Below are 23886 nucleotides of genomic sequence, written 5' to 3'. Positions count from 1 at the left end.
TATCATATATAGGATATTTAGACAAAACTTGCAATAAAAAATGGGCGAAAAAGCACAAACTTTATCACCCATTTTTTATTTAGAAAATACTTAAGATTATTAAGTTTTATATTTTAAGTATCATTTAAATACAACTTTGTTTATATATCTAAAAGATTTTTTCTATAAGAAGAATATAAATTTCTAAGAAGTCTCATTTTATCTTCAAGTTCAATATATAATTCTGATGCTTTTGCGTAATCTTTACTTACAAATGCTATCTTAATTCTTGTAAATAAACTTTTAGTAGTATAAGTATCTTTCATTATATACATTCTTAGATCATTTATTTTCATCCAGTTAGACACATCTAAGTCTAAAGCTTTATCTAATGAATGAAGTGATGAAAATGATCTTATTTCATTAATGTAATTATTAATTATTCTGTGAATAATTTCAGTAGTCCATCTTTGTAATATAGCTAATTTAAAGCTATTTATTATTTCTGATGTCATTACATTATTTTTCTTTAATATTTCAACTTTTTCAGGGTATTTATCTAATTGTGATAAATTTTCATAAATAGTTGCAGGAGCTATACCAAAGAATTTATTTCTTTCATCTTCTGAGAAGTCTTCAAATACATCTGCTTCACTTCTATAAGCTCTTTCTTTTTCAAGATAATCGGCATCTTCACCTGGTTTCTTTGATAATTCAGCAAGTAATTCATCTTCTGTTTTGTTTACAGCATATAATATACCATCTAGCATTGACATATAAGAAACTGCCATTGTAATATAAGTATTCGAATGTGGATTTGGAGATCTAAGCTCAAATCTAGTAGCTAAAGGAGAATCTAAATCCCTAATTAATCCAACTAAGATAGATCTATTTCTTGATGGATTTTCAGGACTCTTACCAAGTGAAGTTACTATACATACTGGTGCTTCAAATCCGGGTTTTAATCTCTTAAGTGAATTATTTGTTGAAGAAATAAATGGATTCATAACTTCATAGTTTTTAAGAATTCCCATTATAGCCCCATATCCTATTACACTTAAGAAGTGATTTTTAGGACCATTAAATATGTTTATTATTTTTCCGTTCTTTAATTTTAAACTAATACTTAAATGAGTATGCATTCCAGATCCAGCTACTTCTTCTATTGGTTTAGCCATGAATGTTACTTCAAGACCATTTCTTCTGAAAGTTTCTTGAGCTAATATTCTTACAAATAACTCATTATCAGCAGATTGAAGTGCATCTGAATACTTCCAATCTATTTCTATTTGTTCCATAACATGATCAAAATTACCAGATGAATTTAATTTAGCTCTTACTCCACCAACCTCTTTATGACCCATCTCAGGTTCAAAATCATATTTTTCCATTAAAAGAAGTGTTTCTTCAAGTGCTGTTCTAACAGCTCCTTTTGTTCTAGTCCAATAATGTTCATGTAGTACTTGAGACGTTGATAATTCTTCTACTTCAGCATTTTCATTAGGTGTTTTAACCCAAAATTCTAATTCAGTGGCAGAAGTAACGATTATATCATCTATATCATCAGGGGTAATATCATAAATATTTAAAAGTTCAGGTTTGTTTTTAAATAAGTTAGATAGAGTGTCCTTAACAGCAGAGACAGATGCTTTAAGAATGTGTCTAGAATCAACAGGTTTGTTATCATGGTATAAGAAGCATGGTATTCTTAATGTACCTACAGGTCTGTTAGTCTCATGGTCTATAAAGTTAAAGTTATAATCAACAAACCACTTGCTATCTAGATCAGTAATCATATCAACTTTAGCATTGTTCAATGTAGCAATACCAGGCAATACTACTGAAGAACCATCTGTTTGAACAGCAATTCCGTTTAAGTATGAATCTATATTTTCTAAGAAAAGCTTAACTGGAATTTTTTCATCAGTATCATTACCAGATAAATCAATACCAACAAATGAGACGAACTTAATTTGGCTATTTTCATTTAATATTGCATTTAGATCTTTAGCGTTATGATTCTCTTTTTTAATAACATAAAGTAAATTATTCATATAATAAGCAGTTACAGATAATTCTGTAAGTTGCTATTCACATCCTTTCGCAATTTAGATTTAATTTTGATATATGTCGAACAAACAATAAATAAAACATAAAAATATTCGTATTTATTAATTATAAAAATTCTATTACAAGTATACTATACTGTCAATATATTTAAAGCTAAATTTTTAATTTAATAATTATAGTATAATTGTAAATAGAATATGAAATAAAATTATACATAAAAAATAATTCAATATAGATTTATTTTTAATAAAGTAATAAAATGTTTATTAGATAATATAGGAAAATTGGAGTGTGAACACTTTGGAGAAAAAAAATAGGCCTATAGGATTTTTTGATTCAGGGGTAGGCGGATTAAGTGTAATGAAAGAAGCTATTCGTTTAATGCCAAATGAAAATTATATATATTTTGGAGATTCTAAAAATGCACCTTATGGAATTAAAACTGTTGAAGAAGTTAAAATCCTTACAGTTGATGCAGTAGAATTATTATTAGAGAAAAATGTAAAGGCAATAGTAGTTGCTTGTAATACTGCAACTAGTGCTGCAATAGATTTAGTTAGAAGTAAATATAAAAATATTCCTATAATAGGTATAGAACCAGCATTAAAATTAGCAACTAAGTATAATAGAAAAGGCAACATAATAATAATGGCTACACCTATGACTTTAAAGGAAAAAAAATTTAAATCTTTAATGGAAAAATACGGTGAAGATTATGATATAGTATCATTACCATGTGCTAAATTAGTTGAATTTATAGAGCATGGTATACTAAGTGGAGAAGAATTAGAAGAATACTTAAAAGAAAAGTTTAAGCCATATAAAAATAATGATATAGGTGTAGTTGTTTTAGGATGTACTCATTATCCGTTTATAAAAGAAACATTATATAAAGTAATTGATAAAGATATACCTATAATAGATGGTGGACTTGGTACTTCTCAAGAATTAAGAAGAAGGTTAGGAGAAAAGAATTTATTGAATACTGAAGAGAAACAAGGTAGTATAACTATAATAAATTCAAATGGAAGCGAAAAGACCATAGAACTTTCTAAAAAATTAATAGAAATTTCTTAATTAGCATATAAATGAATTTATGCAAATATTTTAGCTAATAATATATGTTATGAAATTGCACTAAGTGAAAATATATATTTATATTATATAAATATATTAAATATATTAAATATCGTAATGTTTGAAAGGAGAATTTTTATGGCAAATCCAATTGTTACAATAAAGATGAAAAATGGAGGAACAATAAAAGCTGAATTATATCCAGAAATAGCTCCAAATACAGTTAAGAATTTTATTGATTTAATTAATAGAGGATTTTATGATGGATTAATATTCCATAGAGTAATACCAGGTTTTATGATACAAGGCGGTTGTCCAGAAGGTACAGGAATGGGTGGCCCAGGATATGGTATAAAGGGTGAATTCACATCTAATGGATTCAAAAATGATTTAAAACATAGCAAAGGTGTATTATCTATGGCAAGAGCTATGCATCCAGATTCAGCAGGAAGCCAATTCTTCCTTATGGTTGCAAATGCGCCTCATTTAGATGGTCAATATGCATCATTTGGTAAAGTTATTGAAGGAATTGAAATTGCAGATGAAATAGTTGCAGCAAAAAGAGATATGCAAGACAGACCTTATGAAGATCAAGTTATTGAAAAGATGACTGTTGATACTCAAGGTGAAACATATGGAGAACCAGAAATAATTGAAGAATAGTTTATAAAATAAAAAAGTTTTAGTTTAAATATGTGTTGATATATGTAATTAAATTTATTAATTTATACATGTATCAACACTTTACTAAAATGTAGCCAAATTTATATATAAGTGAAGGCGGTGATATTATGATTCCTAATATTAAGTGCATATTAGCATACGGATTAGAGGATAATGAAATTAATAAAATAAAACAACGCTATGGAAAAGTTATAAAAATTAACAAGGACATGGGCAATGTTAAGATAAAAGATTTAATATCAGGCTTAGAACAAGTAGAAGAACCAGAAGATATGCTGGAAGAAAAGATGATAATATTTAATAAATTTGCAGAAGGTGAATTAAAGGGCGCGATAAAATATATAAGAGGATTTACAAGTGATGGAGTACTAGCTGTAACTACGCCAGTTTCTTGTAATTGGTCACTTAAATATTTATTGGAACACTTAATTGAAGAAAGAGAATGGCATAAAGCGGAACAAAAGGGGAGAGAATAACGTGAGCCGTGTAGGAGAAAAAATAAAACAAGCAAGAGAAAAGAATGGATTATCAGCGAAGGTATTAGGTAAAAAGCTCGGTGTAGCAGAAAAGTATATAAATGACATTGAATTAGGAAGAAAAGTAGCTAATGAAGCATTTATAGAAAGAGTATCTAAATTCTTAAAAACTGATTTGAATGATATAAATATGGTTGTTACTGATGAAGAATTGATGAAAGAAAAAGAAACTTTAAAAAAATCAGTTAATACTAAGGTAGAAAAATCAGAAGTATGGACTGATGCATTTGCTTCAGTCATAAAAAATGTACCTATATACAATTATTCATTATCTAATACTAAAGGTACAAGAGAATTAACTGTTCATTCTAATAAAGTTGAAGGATATCCACAAGATAAGGTACTTTATCTTCAAATAGAAAACGATGATATGTCTGGATTTAGAATTTTAAAGGGAGATTTAGCTTTTGCACATATGGTTAAAGAATTTAGCAATAATGGTATTTTCTTAATTGATTATAAAGGTGAGAGAAAGATAAGACAAATAAGAAGTCTTGGAAATTCCAAAGTTCTATTAATTAGCAATGGTGGTAGTTTACTTACAGAAACAACTGAAATAAAAGAGATAAATATAATTGCAAAATTAGAAAGAATAGAAATAAAACTGTAGTTTTATTAAGTAGTTATATACGTAAAAGTATATAACTACTTTTTTTAGTCAATTAATCAATTTATAGGCATAAACTTATTATATAAAAATAGTTGGGGTTGATTAAAATAGAAATTACAGAATCTAACAGAATATCATCTAAACTTGATGCTGCTATTGGATTGTTAACTAATGTACCACAAGATATATTAAATAGAATAAATACAAAGTTTTTTTCGGGAGAATTGGGTGAAGTAATTGAGCTTGTTATTTTATATAGAGATACAGCTGAAAATGTAGCAGTATTAGCTAAAGAATTAGAGGGTGAATTTCAAGATTTAGGATTTAACTTTGGACTAATTAATTTGCCACTAAAAAATTTAGTTAAATTGGCAACAAGTAATAGCATTCAGTATATAGAGTTACCAAAGAACTTATATGCAGCAGACAGTGAAGGAAATAGAGCAACCTGTGTGCCTCAAGCTGTATCAACTTATGAAGTATATGGAAAAGGTACATTAGTAGGATTTGTTGATTCAGGAATAGATTATATGCATCCAGCATTTATGGATTCTAATGGTAAGACTAGAATAGAATATATATATGATTTAAGTTTTGAAAAAAAAATTTATGATAAAGAATTAATAAACAAAGCTATAGAATCAACTGATCCATATTCAATTGTTCCGGTTTTAGATAATACAGGTCACGGAACTCATGTTGCAGGAATAGCTTGTGGTGGTGGCAATATTAGCGATATATATAAAGGTGCAGCACCAGAATCATCTATAGCTATGGTAAAAGCAGCAAGAGGCACTTGGATATTAAGTTCTCAAATAATGCAAGGAATAAAATTTTTAATAGACAAAAGTAAAGAAACTAATATGCCTTTAGTTATTAATCTTAGCTTGAGCACTAATAATGGAGCACATAATGGAAGTAGTTTATTAGAACAATATATTAGTACAGTATCTAATTTAGAAAGAGTAACTATAGTTATAGCAGCAGGAAATGAAGGTGATGCAGCACACCATACAGGTGGTGAATTAGAAGAAATTCAAACTAAAGCTTTCAATATTGCCAGTGATGAAAGCACTGTAGTCATAAATTTATATAAATCAATACTTCCAGATATATCTTTAAATGTAATATCACCAACTGGCCAAAGCAGTGGAAATATAAATATGCAAGAAGGATACTTTCATGGAGGTATAGGACGTGATAGGTATGATATATACGTATCTGGACCAAAACCATTTGAATTGAATAGTGAAATTCAAATAATAATATCTTCTATAGCATCAGGTTATTTAATTCCTGGTGTGTGGAAAATACAAATTACTACTAGTAATAACTATAAGGGATCATTTTCAATGTGGCTTCCAATATCTGAAGGGTTAAATCCTCAAACTAAATTTTTAGAGCCTATAAATTATAATACATTAGGAATACCAGCAACTGTAGAAAATATTATAGCTGTAGGAAGTTATAATTCACTTACGAATACATTATCCTCATTTAGTGGAAGAGGAGCACAAGTTCAAAGTAATTTGATAAGACCTGATCTTGTTGCCCCAGGTGTAGGAATATTAGGTCCTGTACCAAATGGAAGTTATGATTCTAAGACAGGGACCTCAATGGCAGCACCTCAGGTATCGGGAATTTGTGCATTAATTATGGAATGGGGAATAGTAAAGGGAAATGATCCGTACTTATTTGGACAAAGATTAAAGTACTATTTGGTAAGAGGTTCTAATAGAGCAAGAACTGATATAGAATATCCAAATCCACTTTGGGGATATGGAACAATTTGTGCTTATGATACCCTTTATGATATTGAAAATACAATAAATCAAATATTATCTAGAAATTATAGAGTCAGAGATATAAGTGGTGAATTTTATGTAGGAAATTTATTTGTTAGACTTCCTAATAATTAATTATGTAATTATTTAAATAATAAGATATAGGAACTAATTGGTGCTTTATTTCATATAGTATTCGTAGGAAAAAATATTAAGGAGTTATAGTTATGGCAGATAAAGGTAGTTTAAGAATTCAGTGTTTTAGTGGGGATAATTATATCCCTGTAGATAATGCTAAAATCAGTGTAAAAGAAGGTTCTTTGAATGAAAATAATCCATCGACTATAGATTTAGTTACAAATTCAATTGGATTAACTGATCAAATAGATTTAGATGCTCCTCCTATCGAATATTCTTTAGATGAAAATAGTAATAAAATTCCTTATAGTGTTTATGATATTTTAGTTGAAAGAGATGGTTTCGAGACATTGATAATAAATGGATGTCAAATATTTTCTGAAGAGGTTGCTTATCAAAGATGTAATTTAGTTGAACGTAAAAGTGCATCAAGACAAAATGAGGTTATTAATATTCAACCCAATACTCTTAATGGAAATTTTCCACCTAAAATTCCTGAAGAAGAGGAAAAAAAATTACCACCTCCAAGTTCAGGAGTTGTATTGGCACAACCGGTAGTGCCAGAATATATAATAGTACATCAAGGAGGTCCTAATGATACCTCTGCACCTAATTATAAAGTACCATTTAAAGAGTATATAAAAAATGTTGCATCTTGTGAAATATATTCTACATGGTCTGGTAATGCAATAAGAGCAAATATATTTTGTATAATTTCATTTACTTTAAATAGAATATATACAGAATGGTATAGAGGAAAGGGAAAAAATTTCGATATTACAAGCTCTACTGCTTATGATCATGCTTTTAATTATGGAAGAAATATTTATGATACCATAAGTGTAATAGTTGATGAGATATTTTCTACTTATATTAGAAGAATGGGGAAAAAACAACCACTTTTAACACAATATTGTGATGGTAAAAGTGTGACTTGTCCAGAATGGCTAAGTCAATGGGGAAGCCAAAGTTTAGGTTCTCAAGGAAAACCACCATATGAAATATTGAAGTATTACTATGGAAGTGATATTGAGCTTGTAACAGCAGAAAAAGTTGAAGGAAGTCCAAAATCATATCCAGATTATGATTTGACTATTGGATCAGTTGGAGAACCTGTTAAAACAATACAAAATCAATTAAATAGAATATCTAGAAATTATCCTCTTATTCCTAAAGTTGCAGAAGATGGTGCATTTGGACCTAAAACTGAAGAAGCAGTTAAAGTATTTCAAGGAATCTTTAATTTACCACAAACAGGGGTAGTTGATTATGCTACTTGGTATAAGATATCAGATGTATATGTAGGAGTTACAAGAATAGCTGAACTTAGATGTGATAGCTCTAATCAAAGGATATTTGTTCCACCAATGACTATTGAGCAAGCAAATAGAGAAATTCCAAATTTTAATTACTTTGTATAGAAAAAAGGTAATGCCTCAAATTATTTGAAGCATTACTTTTTTATATTCCCTCACCATTAAAAGATGGAACAAAATCTGTTGTGTTAGTTCCTTGATCTTGTATAAAGCCATTTTTCAAACCAATATTTACGGCATAATCAATTAAACTATCATAATGCTTTGGATTTAGAGGTTTATTTATTTCAGGATAATCACAAGCTTTAAACATAGGTGTATATTGATTCATTAGGCTAATATAGATATTATCTTTGTATCTGTTAAATAGTAAATCTACAATTTTCTTTGAATCAAAAAGTAAGCCTGGAAGAAGTAAGTGTCTAACAATAACACCTTTAGTAATATGAGATGTTGAATCGAATTTAACTTCACCAGTTTGTCTTACCATTTCATCTATAATTTTTATGGCATTTATACTATAATCACTAGCTTTAGAATATTTAGTAGAATATTTATTATTGAAATATTTAAAATCAGGAAGATATACATCAATATATCCATCTAAAGCTTTAATTGTATCAAGTGAATCATAAGTGTTTGTATTATATAGTATAGGTATCTTTAATCCTTTAGATTTAGAAAGTTCTAGAGCTTCAATGATCTGTGGTACATAATGAGTTGGAGTAACTAAATTTATGTTATTAGCACCTTTTTCTTGAAGTTCTAAAAATATGTCAGCAAGTCTTTCTATTGATATATCCATTCCTTTAAATTCTTGACTTATATCATGGTTTTGGCAAAAAACACAGTTTAAATTACAATGTGAAAAAAATACAGTACCAGAACCTTTTCCAGATGAAATAGGTGGCTCTTCCCAAAGATGTAAGGCAGCTCTTGCAACTTTAACCTTTTCAGAAGCTCTACAAAATCCAATTTCATTATTTAATCTATTAACTTTACACTCTCTATAGCAAAGAGTACATTCTTTTAACATACTTGAATATTTCATAATTATCTCCTCGATATTTAATATAAACACAATTCTAATACTGTTTATTATATCATGAGATTTTATTTAATAATTATGTTTAAATGAATGTTGATATATGCAATAGGGTAAAGTGGCATTGCAATTAGCATCCTTAAGTTTAATTACTCTGTCCATTTTACTTATATACATATTAACATTACTTTAATTCTTTTCTATGTTTAAAATAAAATATAACACTTTGTAGTATGAATACTAAACTCAATACTCCAAAAGCCGGATATAACTTTGTTATTAAATTACTAAATCCAATTTGAGATATTGGTAGGGCTATTGCTAAAATTATAAAAATGCCTTTTTTAAAGTCTATACTGAATGTTTGTTCTAATGTTTTACTTATTGAATAAACATCTGAAACTTCAGTAGAGAACATTTCAAGCCAAATAATTACTAATAATATAGCCTGTATTATGCAACCAAATCTATTTGCAACAAGAAGTAATGGAATTTCAAATTTGTATATATAAGGTTGATTTACTGTTAACATAAGATTTATTGCTAAACAAAGCAAAGTTAATCCAATAGCTCCAAGAGTAATTCCTATAAACATAGTTTTAGGTTTTTTCATTTGATTGCTGAGAGGAACTAGTACACCAGTACAACAAAGTGTATTATAACCAGCATATAATATAGTTGATACAGCAAGTCCGCTCTTAACAGGTCTAAATTGTCTCATGCTCTCTAAAGAGACGACATCTCTAGAAAATACAAAGTATAAAATAGTAATCAATGTTATTGTGCAAATTAAAGATGGAACAATAAATGAATTTACTGCAATTAATCCATCAGTATCTCTTAATAAGAAAAATACAGCTATACAAATCATTATTATTGATCCAACTAATTTAGGAATTCCAAAAAATTGATTTATAAGAGCACCACTACCAGCTAAAATTATAGAGGCACTTGAAATAAGATATAAAGTAGTTATAAAACCTGTAAATTTGCCCAAATAATTAGGGCTTATTACATTAATCAAATCACTATAAGAATTTAACTCATAATGAATGCTTATTTTGGCAATTATACATCCAATTACAATATAAAATATTCCACAGACTATAATGCCAAAAAAACTTTTTAGTCCAAAAGATGTAAAAAATTCAGTGATTTCTTTTCCTGAAGCTAATCCAGCTCCAACAATAGTACCTATGAAAACTACTGCAACTTGAAATATATTAACAAAACTCTTCTTCAATTCAAATTCTCCTTAACAATATTTTCACTAATAAGTATATAATGTAAACTTATCTTTTATTCTTAAATTACTCGTATAACACTACATTTCTTAGGAAAAATAAATAAAGAGCTAAATAAAGGAGGTATTTAATTTTGAAAAAGATAATTTTAATAATAATGTCTATGATGATGATTTTTATATCCATAGGATGCAGCAATCAAACTTCAAATAATGAAAAGATAGATTTATATGATAGCAAGAAAGCTATTGAAACTGCTCAAAAATACTTAATGGAGATACAAAATGAAAATTTTGAGGAAGCAAAAAAATTTTGTACTAAAGATTTTGCTTCAGCTTCAAAGATAAATGATTTAGGAAATTCTAAAATACAAGTATTTAAAACAAATAAGAGCGTAGATGGTGGAGATAAGATGTCTATAATATTTGATGTGCTTAGAGGCGAAGACTATTCTCCTAATAATAATTTAGATAAATACAACATAGACGTTATAAAAGAAAATGATGAATACAAAATAAATAATTTAAGCGCTAGTGAAGAATCAGAAGTGTATGAAAGAGAAAGTGAACTAAGATTGCAAACTTCAGGAGCAGGAGAAAGTAAGCTTATTTTAAAACTTTCAGATATTCCTAAACAGGTATATAATAAAGGAGATAATCCATTAGAAAGAGTAGATATTCCAAGTGATAAGTTTTCTAGTTGTGGTTTAAGTTATTCTAGCAATAAGGTAGCATACTCAACAACTAATGGAAAAGATAGTTTTATTGGAATATTATACATAAAAGATGATAAGTCAGTTACTACAATAGGAAGTAATCAAGACGATACTAAAAATAAATCTGATAATAAAAGTAATGCAATAGAAAAAGTTCAAACTGATAAAGTTATGAACTTTGGGATATTAAATGATTGTCAAATAGAAAGAATAGTATTTAGTGCAGCCGAAGATAATTTGGTAGTGTCTTATAAGAATTCTAATGAGGGAACAGGACTAAAAATATTTAATGTAGAAAGTGGAAAAGAATCATCATTAGATATAAAAAGTAAATTTCCAACAGACAAATATAATGTAAGGGTTATGTTTGTTAATGAAGAAGAGATTACTGTTAGAGTCACATTATTAGAAGGAGTTTCTGAAAAAAAAGAAGACTTAACAGGAATGTATGTAATAAATATAAATAAGTCTACAATAGATAAAAAATAGAGTATATTTTTTAAGGAATAATTTGATATTATAGTATAATGCCACCACGTCATTATACTATAATACAAATACATTAAAAAATATCTTATAAATGTGTATAGATGAAATTTAGGAGGCAAAATGAATAATTCTTGGAATGGAAAGAGATATCATAGTTTAAATTATTTTTTGAGAGAAAAATTTGGAGAAAAGGTATTTAAAATATCTTTAGATGGTGGCTTTTCATGTCCTAATAGAGACGGAAAAGTAAGCAAAGGTGGATGCGTATTCTGTAGTGCCAGAGGCTCTGGAGATTATGCAGGAAGTAGGAATTTTTCTATTACTAATCAATTTAATAATGTAAAAACTATGATGGCTAACAAATGGAAAAGTGGTAAGTATATAGCATACTTTCAAGCATACACAAATACATATGCTCCAGTAGATGAGCTAAGGAAAAAGTATGAAGAAGCTATAAATCAAGAAGGTGTTGTAGCATTATCAATAGCAACTAGACCAGATTGCTTAGACGATGAAGTATTAGATTTAATAGAAGAACTAAGTAAGAAATTATATGTATGGGTTGAACTTGGTCTACAAACTATAAATGATGATGTAGCTAAGAAAATAAATAGAGGATATGATTTAAAAGTATTTGATGATGCAATGGCTAGACTTAAGGAAAGAAATATAGATGTTGTTGTACATTCTATATTAGGATTGCCTGGTGAAAGTCAAGATGATATGTTAAAAACTATAGATTATATTGCTCATTCTGGAGCTCAGGGAATTAAGCTTCATTTATTGCATTTAATGAAAGATACTAAAATGGTTGAGTTATATGAAAATGGTGAGTTGCAATTCTTATCACAAGAAGATTATATAAAATTAATTTGCAGGGCAGTTTCTATGTTACCTAAAGAAATGGTGGTACACAGATTAACTGGTGATGCGCCTAGGGATTTACTTATAGGTCCTATGTGGAGTTTAAAAAAGTGGGAAGTATTAAATGCAATAGATAAAACATTAGAAGATAATGATATATATCAGGGCAAGAATTTTCATATGGGGGATATTTAAATGAAAGTAGATGTTGTAATTTCAGCAGATTACATAACTGATGATATTGTAAAAGATAAGGTTGTTGTTGTAATAGATATGTTTAGAGCAACTTCAGTTATAACAACTGCAATTAATAATGGATGCCAAAAAGTCATACCATATTTAACTGTAGAAGAAACACTTGAAGAAGCCAAGAAATATGATAAGAGTGAAGTTATATTAGGTGGAGAAAGAAGAGCCGTTAAAATAGAAGGCTTTGATTTAAGTAATTCACCATTAGAATATACAGAAGAAGTAGTTAAAAATAAAACAGTTTTAATGACCACTACCAATGGAACTAGAGCATTAACTAAATGTTTACTAGGCAAAAAGATTATTATAGCAGCAATGATAAATGCAGAAGCTGTAGCTAAAAAATTATTAGAACTTAATGATGATATTGTCATAGTTAATGCAGGAACTAATGGAGAATTTTCTATGGATGATTATATTTGTGGAGGATATATAATTAATACTATGTTAAAAGAAAAAAGCAATATAGAACTTACAGACATAGCTAAGACTTCAAATATGATTTATGAAAGCAACAAAGACATTATAAATTACGTTAAAGAAGCTAGACATTATTCAGTTATGAGATCTTTAAAATTAGATAATGATATAGAATATTGTATAAAGAAAAGCATAATAGATATGGTTCCGATTTATGATGGAGATAAGATAATTAAACTATAAAAAAAGTGGCATAAGCCACTTTTTTTATAATTTTGTTTTATCAAATACTTGGAATATGAAGAATTTTAAATAGTAACTTTCATCTGAATTCCAAAGTATTGGATGATCACAAGATTGAGTTCTAAATTCTACTTGTCTTATAAGTTTATTAGCATCTTGGCAAGCTTCTACAATAGTTTTCTTTAAAAGTTCTTCATTCATGTAATGAGAACAAGAGCAAGTTATAAAATAACCACCATGTTTAACTAATTTTAAACCTCTTAAGTTAATTTCCTTATATCCTCTTTTTGCTGCATTAATAGTATTTCTAGACTTTGTAAATGCAGGAGGATCAAGTATTACAACGTCAAATTTCTTTTCTTCTCTTGACCATGCAGGAAGAACATCGAAAGCATTATGACATTCAAATTTAACTGTATCTTGAAGATTGTTTAATTCAGCATTTTTATTAGCACAGTCTATGGCATGCTGAGAAACATCTATTCCAAGAACTGATTTTGCACCAGCAATACCAGCATTTAAAGCAAAAGAACCAGTATGAGTAAAGCAATCTAATACGTCTTTATCTTTACATATTCTATGAATAGCAGCTCTATTTTCTTTTTGATCTAAGAAGAATCCAGTTTTTTGACCATTTGCTAGATCAACTATGTACTTAACTCCATTTTCAACAATTTCAACATTAGTGTCAAAAGGTTCAGTTAAAAATCCCCTAGTTTGTTCTAAACCTTCTATTTCTCTAGTTGCTATGTCACTTCTTTCATAGACACCTTTAGCATTATATTCATTAACTAATACTTTAACAATTAAATCTTTATATTGATCCATTCCAAGTGTAGAAATTTGAATTACATAATAATCTTCAAATTTATCAACAGTTAATCCAGGAAGAAAATCAGCTTCTCCAAATATCATTCTACAAGATGAATCATCAATTATACTTCTTCTATATTCAAAAGCTGTTTTAAATCTGCTTTTGAAGAATTCCTCATCTATATTTTCATTTATATCTCTTGACATTATTCTGATAGTTATTTTACTTTTATCATTTATGTAACCTTTACCGATAAAGTAACCTTTATGATTGTATACCTCTACGATATCACCATTTTCATATTCGCCATCATATTCATTTATTTCATCAGTATAAACCCAAGGACGACCTTGTTCAGCTTTACCGCTACGTCCCTTATGTAAATAAAATTTACTTGCCATATTAAAAAGACCCCTTCCAAAATAATTATTATATGATTATAACATAATAGTCTAATTAGTATTTAATTATTTTAAGATGCTTTAGTATAGTGTTGATATATGCATAAGTAAAGTGGACTAAGTAATTGAACTTAGCAATACTAAAATGAGTATAGTCCTATTTCAGCTTGTTCCCAATGTAAAATTGTGACAAGCAATAAATATGACAATACTCATTAAGAATTCTCAAAATCCAATTACAATGCCATTTTACCTATTGCATATATCAACAGATATTTAAACATAGTAAATTAGTTTAGTTCCTTTATTAAATCATTTATTTTTTCTGAACACTTTCTTCCTTTGCAACATCCTGATCCTGCACCGGTTGCTTTTTGAACTTCTTCGTAAGTTGATGCACCATTTACTATAGCTTCTTTAATTTTTGCTCTAGTTATACTTTTACAAGTGCAAGTCTTTGTTATTTTATCTAAAATATCTTTATTTAAATTGTTATCCATATATATTTTCTCCTTATATGCTTTAAATTCTTATTTATTAAATTAAAACATCTTAATTAAAATGAGTCAATGTTAAATAATAATAATTATCCATTACATTAATAAATACTAAGTAGATATTTTACTATGATTTATAAAAATATCTAGTTAAGTAAGTATTAAGAAAACTACTGTATAATTAAAATAAAATAGTATATAAATTTTAGTTGTAAAACTATTATAAATATGGATCTAATTAGTTAAAGGGATGTTAATGCATCTCTTTTTATTTAATTTTTTGCAATTTAAATTATATGTTTATTAAGTAAATAAGCTATAAAATATTAAAAGATATGAATAGTTTATATAAAACTATAAAATTTATCATAATTAATGATAATGATTACAGTAGCATGTCTTTTTTTATAAAAACCTATATGTTATAATTTTCTATATATATAAAATTAATCAAACATATCAAAAAAATTAAAAATTTAGGAGGCAAAAATTTAATGTTTAGACGTTTTAAAAACAAAAAATTCTTATCGTCAATAGTAGCGTCAATGATGGTATTTACTTTATTTACACCAATGACAGTAAAAGCAGATACTAAAACTGATACTAATAATGAAGTAGTTGACTTAACTGAAAACAAGACAACTAGTTCTAGTAAAGAAGCTCTTTTAGCCAAAGATGGTAACGTTAACTTGCAAATTTTAACAACTACAGATACTCATGGTAGATTCTTACCGTATGATTATGCTGTAAATGTTGCGGACAACTCAGGAAGCCTTGCACAAATATCAACAGCAGTTAATGAATTAAAAGCTAAAAATCCTAATAACACAATTGTTGTTGATGCAGGAGACATTATCCAAGATAACTCAGAATCATTATTTATAAATGAGTCAAGTAATCCAATGATAGCTGCAATGAATAAAATAGGCTATGATACTTTTACTTTAGGAAATCATGAATTTAATTATGGAATACCAGCATTAAAAAATATAATGAAACAATTTAATGGTACTGTACTAGGTGGAAATGTATATGATACAGATGGTAAAACAAGAATTGCAGCACCATATGCAATAGTTGAAAGAAGTGGAGTTAAGGTTGGAATAATAGGTATGGTAACACCTAATATTACTAAATGGGATTCTGCTAATTTAAAGGGTTATAAAGTTACTAATCCAGTAGACGAAACTAAGGCTGCAATTGCAGAACTTAAAAAGAAAAATGTAAATACAATAATTGCTGTTGATCATATTGGAGAAACTCAAGAATATGGCACAGACGGATCAAGTGCTATTGAAATATTAGAACAATGTCCAGAAATAACAGCTTTTGTAGCAGCACATTTCCATGTAAAAATAGCTGGTGATTATTATTATGATCATAAAATATACTCTTTAAATCCTAGTGATAATAAGGTTAAAGCAATAACAAAAGACGGAACTATCACTGAAGCAACTATAGCTGATTATAATAAAGCAAAAACTAATGGAACAGTAATAGTTGAAGCTTATAAATGGGCTAAAACTCTTGGTCAAATTAATATTAACTTAACTAAAAATTCTAAAGGTGAATATGTAGTTGCAGATAAATCAAAAGATATCACTACAGCTCTTTATGACATGGCACCTAAGAATGGAACAGCTGTACAAGTTGATAATGAAATCGCAAAGTCATTAGAAAGTTATAATAAAAGAGCAATTGATGATGCTAATACACCTATTGGTACTTTAAAAGGTGGTAATTTAACACCTGCAAATGAAGTTAAGGGAATAGATCAAGCTAAAATTCAACCTACTCCAATGCTTAGTTTAATAAATGAAGTTCAAATGTATTATGGAGAAAAGGTAGCAAATCATAAAATAGATGTTTCATCTGCTGCAGTATTTAAAGATGGACAAAATATATTAGAAGGACCAATAAAGAAGTGTGATACTGCTAATATATATAAATTTGACAATACATTATATGCCCTTAAGATAACAGGAAGTCAACTTAAGAAATATATGGAATGGTCTTTTTCTTATTACAATAAGTACAATCCTGGAGATTTAACAGTTTCATTTAATCCAAATACACCAGGATATAATTTTGATATGTTTGCTGGCGTAAAATATAATGTAGATATATCAAAAGATGCTGGAAATAGAATAGTTAATTTAACTAGAATGGATGGAAGCAAAATAAATGATTCAGATGAACTTTATTTAACAGTTAATAACTATAGAGGAGCAACTCAATTATTAACTCCTGGTGTTATCTTTAAAGAAGGTGAACAACTTCCAACACTTGTAGGAAAATCAGAAGAAACAGCAGGTTTAGGTGAAGGAAGAATAAGAGAGTTAATTGGAGAATATATTAAAGATGTTAAAGGTGGAACTATAACTCCTAGATGTGATAATAACTGGAGTATTATAGGTAACAATTGGGATAAAGAACAAAGAAAAGCAGCAGTTAAATGTATTAATAATGGAAGCGTAACTTTATCTGGCGTTGCAGAAGAACAAACATCTTCTAATGCAAAATCTGTAACTTGGGATGACGTAAAAGGCAAATAAAATAGAATTTATTTTAAGTAAAATTTCAGTAGAATTTTTAAACACATACTTAAGATAGAGCTAAAATAAAAACATTGTAAAGTCATAGAGATACTGTAAGTTACTCCCTATGACTTTACTTGATTTTAAACATAATATTTTTTACAGTAGGAGTAATTATGAAAAAAATAGATAGAAACAAATATGCATGCATAATTATATTAGCAATAATGGTATTAGGATTATTCACATTTTCAACTATACAAGCTAATAAACAAGAACTTAATATTAATAAAAATTATTCCTTTGCAAAAGCAAGAGTGGATAAAATAACTTATGATAATATATATGAATTAGATGATGAAAGCAAAAATGTATTAGAAACTAAGCAAGAATTTGAAATTACAATACTTGATGGTGAACATGTAGGAGAAAAATATAAAATAAGAAATACAATAGAATCTATAGATATGCATCGAATAATTGTTAGTGAAGATGATGAAATAGTAATAAACTATACTGTTTCAAATGAAGGTCAAATAAATTCAATACATTTATATGAGATGGTTAGAGAAAATTACTTATATCTTCTAATAGGAATATTTATGTTTTCTGTAATTTTAATTTGTGGTAAGAAGGGTGCTAAATCTATATTAACTTTGATTTTTACAAGTTTCATGATAATAAAAGTTTTACTTCCAATATTAATAAGTGGATTTAATCCACTAATAGCAACCCTAGTAGTTTGTATTTTAACGGTGGCATCCTCTTTATTTTTTATAAATGGAATAAATAAAAAAACAATAATCTCAATAATTGGAACAATTGGTGGAATTGTAATTGCAACTATTATGGCGATTATTATAGGAAATATGTGTAAAATAACAGGCCTTGCAGAAACTGAATCACAAATGATTGCATATTCTAATTCTAGTTTAGGTCTTAATTTTAAACATATAATGTTTTCAGCAATTATAATTGGTTCTTTAGGCGCTGTTATGGATGTTAGTGTTTCAATTACTTCTGCCATGGATGAAGTATTACAAATAAAAAACAATATAAGTAAAAAAGATTTTATAAAAAGTGGTATGAATATTGGTAAAGATATTATAGGGGCTATGTCTAATACTTTAATTCTAGCTTATGCAGGCGGAGCCTTCAGCTTAATATTTTTACTTGCTGCTCAAAAAATGACATATACTAATATTATTAATATGGAAATAATATCTACAGAAATAATAACAGCTTTTGCAGGAAGTCTTGGTCTTGTTTGGACTGTGCCAATTACGGTATTTGCAATGGCTACTTTAGTTTTTAGAAATAATAAACAAAATAAAATTAAACCTATGAAATAGAAAAAAATGTGAATAGTGAGAGTAATAATGTAAATAATAATAATATGCATAAACAGAATTCTCAATATGTAATTAATGATTTACATAATAAAGGTGATTAGCTATTAATATGTGGATTAGTGAAGTTAAATAGAATATTTTTAGTTCTTGTAAATAAATTTAAAAGAAATAGAGTATAAAATTGTAAAAATATCAATAATTAATTTAAATATTTACAATAGTTTTAAGACCATGAATTGACATTTAAAAATTGTTAATATATAATGTTACAATAAAAAGAAAAGACTTTGATTAGGAAAAGTAACTTAGACTTAACTTTTAGAGAATAGCTGGTTGGTGCAAAGCTATAGGGAAGCTAAGAGAAGATCACCTAGGAGTTGGAAACTGAAAGGCATTTATGTTTATTAAGTTGTCACGTGGCCTGCGTTAAAGGATAGAGTATGTAAGTACTTGAACTAAACACTATTAATAAAGTGTTAGCCTTAGGTGGTTTGCGATTTTAACTTCGTCCTGTGGGATGGAGTTTTTTTTATATTAAATTTTAAAAAGTAATAATGAAAAAGTACTAATTATGAAAGGGGAAAATAAAATGTATAAAAAAGTTGATTCTTCAAAAAGTTTTGTAAATATGGAACAAGATGTAGCAAAACTATGGAATGAAAAAAACATTATAAAAAAGAGTTTTGACTCAAATCAAGATGGTGAATATTTTACTTTTTATGATGGCCCTCCAACAGCAAACGGAAAGCCACATGTTGGTCATATATTAACAAGAGTTATGAAAGATATAATCCCAAGATATAAAGTTATGAAGGGTTATAAAGTAATAAGAAAAGCAGGTTGGGATACTCATGGTCTTCCAGTTGAACTTGAAATAGAAAAGAAACTTGGTATTTCAGGAAAAGGACAAATCGAAGAATATGGTGTAGAGAAATTCGTTAAGGAATGTAAAGAAAGCGTATTTACATATGTTAGCATGTGGGAAAAGATGACTGAACAAATTGGTTATTGGGTTGATATGGAGCATCCATACGTAACTTACCACAATCCATATATTGAATCAGTATGGTGGGCTTTAAAACAAATGTGGGATAAGGAACTTTTATATGAAGGACATAAGGTAATGCCTTACTGCCCAAGATGTGGAACAGCTCTTTCATCTCATGAAGTTGCTCAAGGATATAAAGATGTTAAGGACTTAACTGCTATTGCTAAGTTCAAAGTAGTAGGAGAAGAAAACAAGTTTATATTAGCTTGGACAACAACTCCATGGACATTACCATCAAATTTAGCTCTTTGTATAAATAAAGCTTACACATATATAGAAGCAAAAGTGGAAGAAGAAGTTTATGTATTAGCTAAAGATTTAGCTGATAAAGTTCTTGGAGAAGATTACGAAATAATAAGAGAATTCAAAGGAACAGAACTTCTTGGAACTAAATATGAACAATTAATGCCTTTTGGTAAAGTTGAAGGAAAAGCTTTTGAAGTAATTCATGGCGATTATGTAACATTAACAGATGGTACTGGTATAGTTCATATAGCACCAGCTTATGGTGAAGACGATAGTTTAGTTGCTAAAGCAAATGGAATAGCTTTTATCAATTTAGTTGATAAAGAAGGTAAATTCGTAGAAGAAGTTACTCCATGGGCAGGTAAATTTGTTAAGAAGTGTGATGATAGTATTTGCAAATGGCTTGAAGAAAATAATAAGTTATTTAAAACTGCAAGACATCTTCACTCATATCCACATTGTTGGAGATGTGACACACCACTTCTTTACTATCCAAAAGAAAGTTGGTTTGTAAGAATGACATCTCTAAGAGATAAACTTTTAGAGAATAATAACAAGATTAATTGGTGCCCTGATAACATTAGAACAGGTAGATTTGGTAAGTTCTTAGAAAATGTTATTGACTGGGGTATTTCAAGAGATAGATATTGGGGAACTCCACTTCCGATTTGGGAATGTGAATGCGGACACAAAGAATGTATAGGAAGTATTGCAGAACTTAAGGAAAAAGGAATTAATGTACCAGAAGATATAGAACTTCATAAACCTTATATAGACAATGTACATTTAAAATGTGCTCATTGTGGTAAGGAAATGAAGAGAACTAAGGAAGTTATTGACTGTTGGTTTGATTCAGGATCAATGCCATTTGCTCAATTGCACTATCCGTTTGAAAATAAAGAATTATTTGAACAAAACTATCCAGCTCAATTTATATCAGAAGCTGTTGACCAAACAAGAGGTTGGTTCTATACATTACTAGCAATTTCAACTGCTGTATTTGATAGAAATCCATTTGAAAATTGTATTGTTTTAGGTCATGTTCTTGATAAGAAGGGCTTAAAGATGTCAAAATCTAAGGGTAATGTTGTAGATCCTTTTGAAGTTTTATCTTCTCAAGGTGCAGATGCTACAAGATGGCATTTCTATACTGCAAGTGCTCCATGGCTTCCAACTAGATTCTCAACTGATGATGTAGGAGAATCTCAAAGAAAGTTTTTAAGTACTTTATGGAATGTATATTCATTCTATGTGTTATATGCAGATATAGATTCATTCAATCCATTAGAATATGCTGACTTTAAGTCTGAAAATGTAATGGATAAGTGGATAATGTCTAAGTTAAATACATTAATTAAAACTGTTGATGAGAAGTTAAATTCTTATGATATAACTGCAGCAGCATTAAGTATTGAAGAATTTACTGATGAATTATCTAACTGGTATGTAAGGAGAAATAGATCTAGATACTGGACAGAAACTGTTAATGATGACAAAATAGGAGCATATGTAACTTTATATAGAGTTCTTGTTACTTTATCAAAGGTTGCAGCACCATTTGTACCATTTGTAACAGAAGAAATTTATCAAAACTTAGTAGTTAATTTAGATAATGCAGCAGAAGAAAGTATTCACTTAACTAGATGGCCACAAGTTGATGAAAGTGCTATAAACAAGGAATTAGAAAAAGAAATGGATTTAGCTTACACAATAGTTAAGCTTGGTAGAAGTGCTAGAAATGGTGCTAATATTAAGAACAGACAGCCACTTTCAGAAATTTTAGTTTCTATAGCATCACTTCCTGAATATTATGGTGATATTATAACTAATGAGTTAAATATTAAAGAAATTCAATTTGGTGCAGATCTTTCAGAACATGTTAACTTTGAACTTAAGCCAAATTTACCTGTACTTGGTAGAACTTATGGTAAGTTAATACCTGGAATCAGAAAAGAAATAGCTGCTAGAAACCAAATGGAATTAGCTCAAAAGATTAAGGGCGGAGACGTTGAAGTTATAAACGTTGATGGAACTGAAATTGAGTTAAATTCAGAAAGTATTCTTGTAACTATGCAAGGTTTAGAAGGATATGCTTTTGCTGGTGAAGGTGAAATTGGTGTTGTTCTTGATACTCATATTACTGATGAGTTAAGAGAAGAAGGCCATGTAAGAGAAGTTATTTCTAAAATACAAAACATGAGAAAAGATAAAGGCTTTGAAGTAGCTGATAAGATAAAACTTTATGTAGCTAACAACGAGTTATTATTAGATATAATTAAAAAATTCTCAGAAACAATAAAGAAAGAAACTTTAACTTCCGATATTATTTATAATGAAACTTGTGATTATACACAAACTATTATAAATGGTGAAAACTTAGATATGACAGTTGAGGTTGTTAAGTAATAATACATTTAATAGGCTAGAATCTAAGTTACTACTTTTGACTCTAGCCTTTTATCAATAAATAGTAGTTTATATAATTACTTTAAAATATAAAGGAGGAATGGTTATGGCAGCTTCTATTAAGGACGTTGCAAGAGAAGCGGGAGTTTCGATAGCAACAGTTTCTAGAGTGTTAAACGATATTGATGTGGTTAATGAAGATACTAAAAAGAAAGTATTGGATGCAATAAAATTATTAGGATATAGACCTAATATAATAGCTAGAAGTTTAAAAACACAAAAAACAAAAACTATAGGTATACTATTACCTGATGTATCAAATCAACTTTACCCAGAAATAGTAAGAGGAGCCGAAGATGTTTCTAATATATATGATTACAATGTAATCTTATGTAATTCAGATTTAGATATAGAAAAAGAAAAAGAATATTTAAGAGTTCTTAAAGAAAAAATGGTAGATGGAGTACTTTATATGAGTAGTTCACTTCAAGAAGAAATTTTAGAATTGATTAATGAATTAAATTTAAAAACTGTTCTTGTTGAAACTAAAGATAAAGAAAGCAGATTACCAAGTGTTACAATAGACAATATAAAAGGAAGTTATGATAGCACAAAGTATTTAATAGGAAAAGGTCTTAGAAATATTGCTTTTATAGGAACTGAAAAGAATCATATGAATGCTTGGGGAGATAGATACATAGGATACGAAAAAGCTCTTAAAGAAGACGGCATTGAATTAGATCAAGAATTAGTATACTTAGATACAGTAAAAGTAAAAACAGGATATGATGCTATTGATGAATTCATAAGTAAAAATAAAAAATTTGATGGAATTGTATGTGCATCAGATGAAATTGCTATGGGAGCAATAAATAGATTAAGAGAAAAAGGATATGAAATTCCTAAAGATGTTAGTGTTATAGGATTTAATGATAACTATGCAGCTTCAATTTTCTATCCAAAGATAACAACTATTTCTCAACCAACATATGATATGGGATCAGTTGCAATGAGAATGTTAATAAAAATCTTAAATGATAAAGAGTTAGAAACAGCTCATTATGTTTTAGAACATGAATTAGTAGAAAGAGATAGTACAATTTAAATAAAAGGTATTATTAT

Annotated in this window: 18 protein-coding genes and 1 other annotated feature; of the genes, 13 read left to right on the top strand and 5 right to left on the bottom strand. The window is 28.3% G+C overall.

The window, feature by feature from the left end; all coding sequences use genetic code 11:
• Positions 1–140: 140 nt before the first annotated feature.
• Positions 141–2033: a type I glutamate--ammonia ligase gene (locus NG901_RS13925; protein ID WP_252215744.1), complete on the bottom strand. Its 1893-nt coding sequence runs from the start codon at positions 2031–2033 to the stop codon at positions 141–143.
• Positions 2034–2349: 316 nt separating this feature from the next.
• Between NG901_RS13925 and murI the strand changes: the two genes are divergently transcribed.
• The 6 genes from murI to NG901_RS13895 all read left to right on the top strand — a co-directional run bounded on the left by murI (position 2350) and on the right by NG901_RS13895 (position 8299).
• Complete coding sequence (murI, locus tag NG901_RS13920; RefSeq protein ID WP_252215742.1) at positions 2350–3126, top strand: glutamate racemase; 777 nt, start codon at positions 2350–2352, stop codon at positions 3124–3126.
• Positions 3127–3264: 138 nt separating this feature from the next.
• Positions 3265–3789, top strand: coding sequence for a peptidylprolyl isomerase (locus tag NG901_RS13915; RefSeq protein ID WP_205449062.1), 525 nt, complete (start codon positions 3265–3267; stop codon positions 3787–3789).
• Between the two features lie 128 nt (positions 3790–3917).
• Positions 3918–4286, top strand: a complete 369-nt coding sequence (locus tag NG901_RS13910) for a DUF3783 domain-containing protein (protein WP_252215739.1) — start codon at positions 3918–3920, stop codon at positions 4284–4286.
• 1 nt (position 4287) lies between these two features.
• Positions 4288–4956, top strand: a complete 669-nt coding sequence (locus NG901_RS13905) for a helix-turn-helix domain-containing protein (protein ID WP_252215737.1) — start codon at positions 4288–4290, stop codon at positions 4954–4956.
• Positions 4957–5048: 92 nt separating this feature from the next.
• Positions 5049–6875: a S8 family peptidase gene (locus tag NG901_RS13900; RefSeq protein WP_502800138.1), complete on the top strand. Its 1827-nt coding sequence runs from the start codon at positions 5049–5051 to the stop codon at positions 6873–6875.
• Between the two features lie 92 nt (positions 6876–6967).
• A complete protein-coding gene (locus tag NG901_RS13895) occupies positions 6968–8299 on the top strand; it encodes a peptidoglycan-binding domain-containing protein (RefSeq protein WP_252215734.1) in 1332 nt (443 codons plus the stop codon).
• Between the two features lie 40 nt (positions 8300–8339).
• Here NG901_RS13895 and NG901_RS13890 read toward each other — a convergent pair whose 3' ends face one another.
• Both NG901_RS13890 and NG901_RS13885 read right to left on the bottom strand, forming a co-directional pair.
• Positions 8340–9245, bottom strand: coding sequence for a radical SAM protein (locus NG901_RS13890; RefSeq protein ID WP_252215732.1), 906 nt, complete (start codon positions 9243–9245; stop codon positions 8340–8342).
• A 178-nt stretch (positions 9246–9423) separates the two neighbouring features.
• On the bottom strand, positions 9424–10482 hold the full coding sequence (locus NG901_RS13885) for a YkvI family membrane protein (protein WP_252215730.1): 1059 nt from the start codon (positions 10480–10482) through the stop codon (positions 9424–9426).
• A gap of 134 nt (positions 10483–10616) precedes the next feature.
• On the opposite strand from NG901_RS13885, the gene NG901_RS13880 reads away from it, so the two are divergent.
• From NG901_RS13880 to NG901_RS13870, 3 genes are all read left to right on the top strand, one after another.
• The gene (locus NG901_RS13880; RefSeq protein ID WP_252215728.1) at positions 10617–11687 is read left to right on the top strand and encodes a hypothetical protein; all 1071 of its coding nucleotides are present in this window, start codon (positions 10617–10619) and stop codon (positions 11685–11687) included.
• Positions 11688–11807: 120 nt separating this feature from the next.
• Complete coding sequence (gene mnmL, locus NG901_RS13875) at positions 11808–12746, top strand: tRNA modification radical SAM protein MnmL/YtqA (RefSeq protein WP_252215727.1); 939 nt, start codon at positions 11808–11810, stop codon at positions 12744–12746.
• Positions 12747–13463, top strand: coding sequence for a 2-phosphosulfolactate phosphatase family protein (locus NG901_RS13870; RefSeq protein WP_252215724.1), 717 nt, complete (start codon positions 12747–12749; stop codon positions 13461–13463).
• A 24-nt stretch (positions 13464–13487) separates the two neighbouring features.
• On the opposite strand, the gene NG901_RS13865 is transcribed toward NG901_RS13870, so the two are convergent.
• Positions 13488–14678, bottom strand: coding sequence for a class I SAM-dependent rRNA methyltransferase (locus NG901_RS13865; protein WP_012450657.1), 1191 nt, complete (start codon positions 14676–14678; stop codon positions 13488–13490).
• Between the two features lie 290 nt (positions 14679–14968).
• Positions 14969–15178 carry a (2Fe-2S)-binding protein gene (locus tag NG901_RS13860; protein ID WP_012451448.1) on the bottom strand — a complete coding sequence of 70 codons (210 nt, stop codon included), beginning with the start codon at positions 15176–15178 and terminating at the stop codon, positions 14969–14971.
• 491 nt (positions 15179–15669) lie between these two features.
• Between NG901_RS13860 and NG901_RS13855 the strand changes: the two genes are divergently transcribed.
• The 4 genes from NG901_RS13855 (at position 15670) to NG901_RS13840 (ending at position 23869) form a co-directional block, all read left to right on the top strand.
• The gene (locus NG901_RS13855) at positions 15670–17730 is read left to right on the top strand and encodes a 5'-nucleotidase C-terminal domain-containing protein (RefSeq protein ID WP_252215722.1); all 2061 of its coding nucleotides are present in this window, start codon (positions 15670–15672) and stop codon (positions 17728–17730) included.
• Positions 17731–17888: 158 nt separating this feature from the next.
• Complete coding sequence (locus NG901_RS13850) at positions 17889–19064, top strand: YibE/F family protein (RefSeq protein WP_252215719.1); 1176 nt, start codon at positions 17889–17891, stop codon at positions 19062–19064.
• Positions 19065–19342: 278 nt separating this feature from the next.
• Positions 19343–19580, top strand: a binding site (T-box leader).
• Between the two features lie 73 nt (positions 19581–19653).
• Positions 19654–22764 carry an isoleucine--tRNA ligase gene (gene ileS / locus NG901_RS13845; RefSeq protein WP_252215715.1) on the top strand — a complete coding sequence of 1037 codons (3111 nt, stop codon included), beginning with the start codon at positions 19654–19656 and terminating at the stop codon, positions 22762–22764.
• Between the two features lie 106 nt (positions 22765–22870).
• Complete coding sequence (locus tag NG901_RS13840; RefSeq protein ID WP_252215713.1) at positions 22871–23869, top strand: LacI family DNA-binding transcriptional regulator; 999 nt, start codon at positions 22871–22873, stop codon at positions 23867–23869.
• The last annotated feature ends 17 nt before the right edge of the window (positions 23870–23886 follow it).

The sequence above is a fragment of the Clostridium sp. CMCC3677 genome, assembly GCF_023845585.1.
Lineage (GTDB): Bacteria > Bacillota > Clostridia > Clostridiales > Clostridiaceae > Clostridium > Clostridium aquiflavi.
This window is presented reverse-complemented; position numbering and strand designations above follow the sequence as displayed.